Here is a 7,394-nt window from a genome sequence, read left to right as displayed (position 1 = left end):
ATAAAGATGGCGGAAATCTGAAAGCCAGAGAAGAGATGGGTATTGCGGCTCATTATGGCGGGATTGCCTTTAACAAAGCAGGTCTTGGCTACGTCCATGCCATCGCGCATCAGCTAGGCGCTTATTATAGTATCCCTCATGGTCGCGCGAATGCCATCGTGTTGCCTTATGTGCTCGATGTAAATCGCAAAGCGAGCAAAAAGAGATTGGCTGAGCTAGCTAGAAAAACGGGCTTGGTAAAAGCGGGTCAAGCCAGCAGCAATGATAGCGATATCGCCGATCATCTAATCGCCCAAGTACGTGAATTGATTGCAAGCTTAAATATCGATCCAACCGTCAAAGGGATGCAAAGTAGCGATTTTGATAGTATTGCCAAAGCAGCGGCAAAAGAAGTCAGTGATACTTATGCAGTGCCAACGTATCTGTCAGCGTCTGAAATAAAAGACATCTTAATGGAAATTCAGCAGGTAAGTGAAGATTTTGCGAGTACTGACACTAAGAAAGATAAAGTTGCATAGGTTATTTGCTAAATAAATAATGCAGCGCTGAAATAACAGAAAGCTTATTACTGAAGAGTAGTAAGCTTTTTTATGACTGTTAATTTAGCATAGTGTGTATAAATAACAATTTAGGAATATTTCCGTGAGACCTAGAGGTTACGATAGTTACATGATATTACCTTTAGGAGCCTTTCATGACACACCAATTATTAGTGAATTATAGGTTACCAGCTAAGGTCGTGGGTATGGCTATAGTAGCGAGCAGTGCTTTTTATGTCGGTTGTGCTTCTACTGAAAATACGTCCACTGTAAAAAATACGCCCATTGACAATCCTTATGCGCCTACCGATCCCAATCTAGCAGTAGCGACTGTCGCTGGTGGTTGTTTTTGGTGTGTCGAAGCGGGTTATGAAAAGCTTCCTGGCGTCGTAGAAGTGGTGTCGGGTTATACGGGTGGTAAATCTGAAAGTCCAACTTATAGTACAGTGTCAGCTGGTGGTACGGGGCATACTGAAGCGGCTCAAGTCTATTATGATCCGACCAAGATTACCTACAACGGTATCGTTCAAGCGCTGTGGCGAATTGCTGATCCTACCGATGACAAGGGTCAGTTTGTAGATAGAGGTACTCAGTATCGTCCGGCTATTTTCTATAATAATGAACAAGAAAAGCAGATAGCTGAAGCTGCTAAGCAATCGCTGCAGGCTTCTGGTGTCTATAAGAAACCAGTAGTGATAGAGATTGTTCCTGCTAGCGAATTTTATCCAGCAGAAGAGTATCATCAGGACTATTATAAAAAGAATCCACTACGATATAAGGCCTATACGTTTAACTCTGGTCGCTACCAGTTTATCGAAAGTGTCTATGGTAAAGACTATGAGCTAGATTTTAGTCAATTCAAACCGACTGCAACCAATGCAAAGTCAGTAATATCGAACACAGTCAAAGCGGGCGTCGGCTTTGATCCAGATACGTTTGTGAAGCCGACACAGGAAATGCTAAAACAGTCACTCAGTGATATTCAATATAATGTCACTCAGAAAGACAGTACTGAGCGCGCTTTTGATAATGAATACTGGGATAATAAAGAACCTGGGCTGTATGTCGATGTGGTATCAGGTGAACCGTTATATTCGTCTCGTGATCAATACAAATCTGGCACAGGCTGGCCAAGCTTTACCCGTCCATTGAATACTAGTTTGGTCGTGGAAAAGGTAGATCGAGGAATATTTGGCACCCGTACTGAGATTCGTAGTCGCTATGCTGACTCGCACGTAGGTCATGTATTTGATGATGGTCCAGCACCGACCGGCAAGCGCTACTGTATGAATTCAGCTGCGATGCGCTTTATTCCATTGGCGCAAATGGAGGCAGAAGGTTATGGTAGTTGGATTGATGAAGTGAAATCGGTCAGTTAGACCTTGTTTGATAACCGTCAATGATTCTTTATTATAATTCAATTCCTGAAAATCTTGAGTAGTGCAAATTAAAAAAGGATACCTAGCCAGGTATCCTTTTTAATGATCTATTGTTTGCGTTTTTTAGCGTATTAAAACGCTGGTTGGCGTTTAGGTATCGCACTTAAAAATTCATTGCGCGCTTGATTATCATGTACATACTCACCTAACATCGACATCGTTCGTGTAGTAGAGTGTTGCTTATTGACACCACGCATCATCATACACATGTGAGCGGCATCCATCACTACTGCCACACCGCGACAACCTGTCACATCCATAATCGTTTGCGCTATTTGTTCGCTTAAATTTTCTTGAACTTGCAAGCGACGAGCAAACATATCAACGATACGGGCAAATTTTGATAAACCTAATACGTGCCCATTTGGCAAATAGCCGATGTGCGCGACACCATGAAAGGGCAACATATGGTGTTCACATAATGAATAAAATTCAATATTTTGTACCAATACCAGCTCACGGTTGGTCGATGGAAACAAGGCATCATTAACGACTTCATCTAAGCTTTGATGATACCCTTTGGTCAAATGCGCAAAGGCTTTAGCGGCACGTGTTGGAGTATCTTCAAGTCCTGGACGATGCAAGTCCTCACCCGTTGAGGCGATGAGCTGACGATAGGATTCGATGCTTTCTTGATAATCTGATGTTATTGTTGCAGTATTGCTCATAAGTTTGGCAGCCATCCAAAATGTGGGTGTAGCTTAACGCTAAATCCTTGGTTACAAACAATGGTTGTAAAGGATTTTTATAAAAAATGTGCAAGCTGGGAGGGCTGTGATTATACTTGAAATCTACTTAACTTCATACTGCTGTGGCTAGTAGTTAACCGTTTTATCAATATTAGATGGTATTATTAAGCAGGATGAGGGATTAATACAGGGTACGCAAATACAGTTTACGACTGTTTACTTAAATCAATTCGTGTATAATAAGTCATCTTTCAATTGGTACTTCCACTCGCTATTTGTTAGCCAACTATTAAAAATAATCGATCATTTAAATCACCTAAATTGACTTAAAAGGAAATATTATGCTACTACAAGGACAACGCTTTGTCGTTACTGGCATCGCAAGCAAACTATCTATTGCCTGGGCAATCGCTGAAGCACTACATCGTGAAGGCGCGTCATTAATCCTGACATACCCTAATGATAAGATAAAAAAACGTGTGGATATGGCAGCGGAAGCGTTTGAGGCGGACTTAGTCCTTGAGTGTGATGTGGCATCAGATGCGTCTATTGCAGCTTGTTTCGAGCAAGTCACTGCTCATTGGGGTGATGGTATCAATGGTGTGGTACATGCAATTGGCTTTGCACCGATGGATCAGCTTGATGGCGATTTTGTCAATGCAACTACTCGTGAAGGCAGCAGCATTGCTCATGATATTTCAAGCTACAGCTTTGTGGCATTAGCAAAAGCCTCGCGTGAGTTACTTGCTATGCGCCATGGTTCAATGCTGACACTGACCTATGAAGGCAGTATTTCAGTATTGCCAAACTACAACGTTATGGGTATGGCAAAGGCGAGTCTTGAAGCGAGTGTTCGCTACCTTGCCACTTCTATGGGCGGTGAAGGCATTCGTGTTAATGCCATTTCTGCCGGTCCTATCCGTACGCTTGCGGCAAGTGGCATCAAATCATTCCGTAAAATGCTCGATATCAGTGAAAAAATCGCCCCGCTACAACGCAACATCACGCAAACGGAAGTCGGTAACGCAGCACTTTTCTTACTATCACCTTGGGCCTCTGGTATCACTGGTGAGATCATGTTCGTTGATGCCGGTTTTAATACCGTTGCCATCAGCGAGCAGCTAATGATGCTTGATGAGACGAAATAGTTAAAAGGTAATTCTCAACCATTTATATTGAGAAGTAAGGAAGGCAGCCAATTGGCTGCCTTTTTTAGTTATAATAACGGCTTTTTGCTGATAAACCATTAAGCGACGAATATGATAACCAAATTACCAAGATGGATATTGTGGGGCGGCGCCGTACTGGCATTCAGTGCAGGCTGTGTCAATACGGCAGCATTGATGGGTTTTACCAACTTATCTGTTTCGCATGTGACAGGTAATGTCAGCTTGTTTTCAGCCGCGATAGCCCATTTAGATGGTCGAAGTATCTTATATATCGGTGCGCTACTGCTGTCTTTCTTGGCAGGGGCGGTATTGAGTGGTTTTGTTATCGGTCAGACGTCGTTGAAGCTTGGTCGGCATTACGGCAGTGCGCTTTATATGGAAGCGGCATTGTTGTTGCTGAGCTATTGGTTATATCAGCAGCATGATTATTTAGGACAGCTTGCCGCCGCCATGGCATGCGGGTTACAGAATGCAATGGTAGCAACTTATAGCGGGGCGGTTATTCGTACTACGCATTTAACAGGGCTGACTTCAGATATGGGTGCTGCCATTGGTAATTGGCTGGCAGGTCGTTGCATTAGTAAGCCGACATTAGGCTTTCAGGCAATTATTTGGTACTGCTTTTGCGCTGGTAGTGTTGTCGGGGCTTTTTTATATGCCAGAGTAGGCTACGGTGCTTTGTTCTTACCAATCGCTATTGTATTGACTGCTGCCTTTGTCTATAACCGGGCTTCAGATAGTCTGCCAGAAAAGAGGCAGCCAAGACAAAAAAAAGGCCCATCTATTTGATGAGCATTTTTTTTATTTTTAAACTTTATTTCAATGAAATCTATATAGATTACTTGTCGTCGTCTTTATGATCTTCGTGTTCGTGCATGCCCTGCATCATATCGAGAGCTGAGTCATCGGTACGTTGCTGATCTTCTTTGGCCAATCCATCTTGATTGATGTCTTGTCTTGCCATCTTAGTCGTTGAGTTAGTTTTGTTGTCATCTGCCATGAGAATCTCCTATTTATTTTTATTAACGTTCTTCACCAACTCAGTATGTTATACAGCTTATGAGTTGTACAGGGAAGATATGAGCATATTTAGTGACAGTATGTAACTTTGTATCAACTCGACTTCTGGTTTTTCAAAATAGACTTAAAGCCATATTTATAAAGCCAATTGGTTTTGGATAGATGAAATGAAGATTATATTTCTGACAAGGTTTTCAATATGTCTATATTGATAATATTTTGGTGGATAATATTTCTGCTATGATGGCACCTTATTTTTGTAAGTACTGTTATTAAGTACGATTATAAAGGTATGGTTAACGGCTGAAATAAGTCTTTATATTTATAATTTTTAACACCGTCTTTAGGTACAATAAGGACATTATATGTCAGAGAAAAAACTAGACAGCCATCTTCCTACCGATGGCAACGAGTATTTATTTACGGATACCTTCCCAAAAGGTACCGGTAAAGGGTTAATAGTTGTCGCTATCGCGGCGGTTATTAGTCTGTTTATCTATAATATATTGCCGTACGATATCAGTGCCAATAAAGGCCTCGCCATGTTGTTCTTTATCGGCGTGTTATGGTTAACCGAAGCGGTGCATGTGACGATTACAGCAATATTAGTGGTGGTCATAGGAGCGCTAATTGGTTTACCGGATTTCGATGCTGAAATTGGCTTACAAAGCTTTGCTAACCCAATTATTTATTTGTTCTTTGGTGGCTTTGCACTAGCGGCGGCATTGCATGTGCAGCAATTAGACAGGAAAATTGCGCTTAAGATTCTATCAATGTCAGGTGGTAATCTGAGGAATGCGGTATTCTTAATATTTGGGGTGACCGCATTTTTATCGATGTGGATATCAAATACGGCTACTGCAGCGATGATGCTGCCACTGGCACTTGGTATTCTAACGCAGGTTGACCGCGAAAAAGACCGTGGCACTTTTGTGTTCGTACTATTAGGTATTGCCTATTCTGCCAGCCTTGGTGGTTTGGGTACGATTGTTGGTTCACCACCCAATGCTATTGCTGCCAAAGCACTTGATATCGCTTTTGTTGATTGGATGAAGTTTGGTATTCCAATGATGTTAGTGCTATTGCCATTATTGCTCGGTGCCATGTATTTATTCCTTAAGCCCAATCTTAATCGTCAGGTAACATTGAACGAAGATGAGCCTATCGCATGGAATAAACCACGTGTACTGACGATTATTGTTTTTATCGTCACCGCGCTGAGCTGGATACTCTCGAAGCAAATTGGTGCCGCACTTAATATTGATGACGTTGATTCTATTGTGGCACTGTTAGCAGCATCAGCAGTGGTTAGCTTAGGGTTGGTATCATGGAAGCAAGTTTCTGACAATACCGACTGGGGCGTACTCATGTTGTTCGGTGGTGGTATTGCGCTATCAACGGTGTTAAAAGTTTCAGGCGCATCATTGGTTCTTGGTCAAGCAGTTGCTAATGGACTGTCCTCTGCACCGCTTATCGTAGTGGTCCTTGCAGTTGCAGCATTCATTATATTCTTGACAGAATTTGCTTCTAATACGGCTTCTGCAGCCTTGTTAGTCCCTGTGTTTGCTGCCATTGGAGAGCAAATGGGTCTGCCACCTGCAGTATTAGTCATGATTATTGGTCTCGGTGCTTCTTGCGCATTTATGCTACCAGTTGCCACGCCACCAAATGCTATTGTGTTTGGGACGGGTCTTATTAAGCAGACAGAGATGATACGTGTTGGTATCATACTGAATATTATTTCTACCTTTATCATAGGTTTGTGGGCATATTTTTTCTTACTATAACCTATGAGTAAAAACAGTTACAACCGAATAAACCCAATGTTTAAGTGATTCTTGAACATTGGGTTTTGTATTTAAGAGTAACAATAATTTCTGTATAAAATACTTATCATTTCTTGCTTGCTATTATGATCTATTAGCTGCTCAAAGCAGATTTAACTGACCATTAATTGACTAGATTTATCTAATAAGGAACGTATGAAATGCCAACCCTATATATGGTTCAGCTAGGCGGTCGCCCGAAAGGGCGATTGATTGAGCAACACGATATTTTTTTTGGTGTGGCCAATCAAGTTAATGAGTTAATAGTAGATATCAATAACCATTGGCCTGAAGTGAAAAATAAATGGCACATTGATTCATACCGCGCTATTAGCAAGGTTGATAATTATGCGATTAAATTAGTGGAGTCAAGTATTCAAGTAGAGTGTGCCAACGACTTAAAGTTATTCTTTATCAATTTGGGCGGCTATCAGCAGGGCAGTTTTGAAGAATTTCATTACAAACTCCTCATTGTTGCTGCCAATCAAGCAGATGCGATCAGACAAGCAAAGCAGAGCGAATTTTATAAGCAGTTTACTTTTAAAGATAAAGCATCGCCTTTTAACGCTGTCTCACATATTGATGACAAGTTTGAAGTAGATATAGACGACATATATAACGTCAACGATCTTATCTCAAATGTTAAAATCATTATCAAGCCTCTTGCTAGAGCGCTTGATGAAGCTATAGATATCGTAGAAGATAAAGAATA

The 7,394-nt window shown here is 41.4% G+C and carries 7 protein-coding genes and 1 pseudogene; 6 read left to right on the top strand and 2 right to left on the bottom strand.

The window, feature by feature from the left end; genetic code table 11:
• Together VLN09_RS01225 and msrA are read left to right on the top strand one after the other, a co-directional pair.
• Window positions 1-518: pseudogene (locus VLN09_RS01225) on the top strand (iron-containing alcohol dehydrogenase); the annotation flags it as partial.
• Window positions 519-745: 227 nt separating this feature from the next.
• Window positions 746-1,918, top strand: a complete 1,173-nt coding sequence (gene msrA, locus VLN09_RS01220) for a peptide-methionine (S)-S-oxide reductase MsrA (RefSeq protein WP_325243315.1) — start codon at window positions 746-748, stop codon at window positions 1,916-1,918.
• A 131-nt stretch (window positions 1,919-2,049) separates the two neighbouring features.
• On the opposite strand, the gene folE is transcribed toward msrA, so the two are convergent.
• On the bottom strand, window positions 2,050-2,646 hold the full coding sequence (folE, locus tag VLN09_RS01215; RefSeq protein WP_325243313.1) for a GTP cyclohydrolase I FolE: 597 nt from the start codon (window positions 2,644-2,646) through the stop codon (window positions 2,050-2,052).
• Window positions 2,647-3,008: 362 nt separating this feature from the next.
• Here folE and VLN09_RS01210 point away from each other — a divergent pair, with 362 nt between their 5' ends.
• Together VLN09_RS01210 and VLN09_RS01205 are read left to right on the top strand one after the other, a co-directional pair.
• Window positions 3,009-3,815 (top strand): enoyl-ACP reductase, encoded by an 807-nt coding sequence (locus VLN09_RS01210; protein WP_325243311.1) that lies wholly within the window; start codon window positions 3,009-3,011, stop codon window positions 3,813-3,815.
• 111 nt (window positions 3,816-3,926) lie between these two features.
• A complete protein-coding gene (locus VLN09_RS01205; RefSeq protein ID WP_325243309.1) occupies window positions 3,927-4,625 on the top strand; it encodes a YoaK family protein in 699 nt (232 codons plus the stop codon).
• Window positions 4,626-4,674: 49 nt separating this feature from the next.
• Here VLN09_RS01205 and VLN09_RS01200 read toward each other — a convergent pair whose 3' ends face one another.
• The gene (locus VLN09_RS01200; RefSeq protein ID WP_325243307.1) at window positions 4,675-4,836 is read right to left on the bottom strand and encodes a hypothetical protein; all 162 of its coding nucleotides are present in this window, start codon (window positions 4,834-4,836) and stop codon (window positions 4,675-4,677) included.
• A gap of 385 nt (window positions 4,837-5,221) precedes the next feature.
• Here VLN09_RS01200 and VLN09_RS01195 point away from each other — a divergent pair, with 385 nt between their 5' ends.
• Window positions 5,222-6,643, top strand: coding sequence for a DASS family sodium-coupled anion symporter (locus VLN09_RS01195; protein ID WP_325243305.1), 1,422 nt, complete (start codon window positions 5,222-5,224; stop codon window positions 6,641-6,643).
• Between the two features lie 200 nt (window positions 6,644-6,843).
• The coding region (locus tag VLN09_RS01190; RefSeq protein ID WP_325243303.1) for a DUF1543 domain-containing protein at window positions 6,844-7,394 on the top strand (551 nt) is incomplete at its 3' end.

Origin of the sequence: Psychrobacter sp., assembly GCF_035469765.1 — a bacterium.
Lineage (GTDB): Bacteria > Pseudomonadota > Gammaproteobacteria > Pseudomonadales > Moraxellaceae > Psychrobacter.
The sequence above is the reverse complement of the archived record's forward strand: the minus strand, read 5'-3'. Positions and strand labels throughout refer to the sequence as shown.

Coding starts and splice junctions, on each gene's coding strand:
- msrA (WP_325243315.1), top strand. CDS start 746: ATGGCTATAGTAGCGAGCAGTGCTTTTTATGTCGGTTGTGCTTCTACT.
- folE (WP_325243313.1), bottom strand. CDS start 2,646: ATGAGCAATACTGCAACAATAACATCAGATTATCAAGAAAGCATCGAA.
- VLN09_RS01210 (WP_325243311.1), top strand. CDS start 3,009: ATGCTACTACAAGGACAACGCTTTGTCGTTACTGGCATCGCAAGCAAA.
- VLN09_RS01205 (WP_325243309.1), top strand. CDS start 3,927: ATGATAACCAAATTACCAAGATGGATATTGTGGGGCGGCGCCGTACTG.
- VLN09_RS01200 (WP_325243307.1), bottom strand. CDS start 4,836: ATGGCAGATGACAACAAAACTAACTCAACGACTAAGATGGCAAGACAA.
- VLN09_RS01195 (WP_325243305.1), top strand. CDS start 5,222: ATGTCAGAGAAAAAACTAGACAGCCATCTTCCTACCGATGGCAACGAG.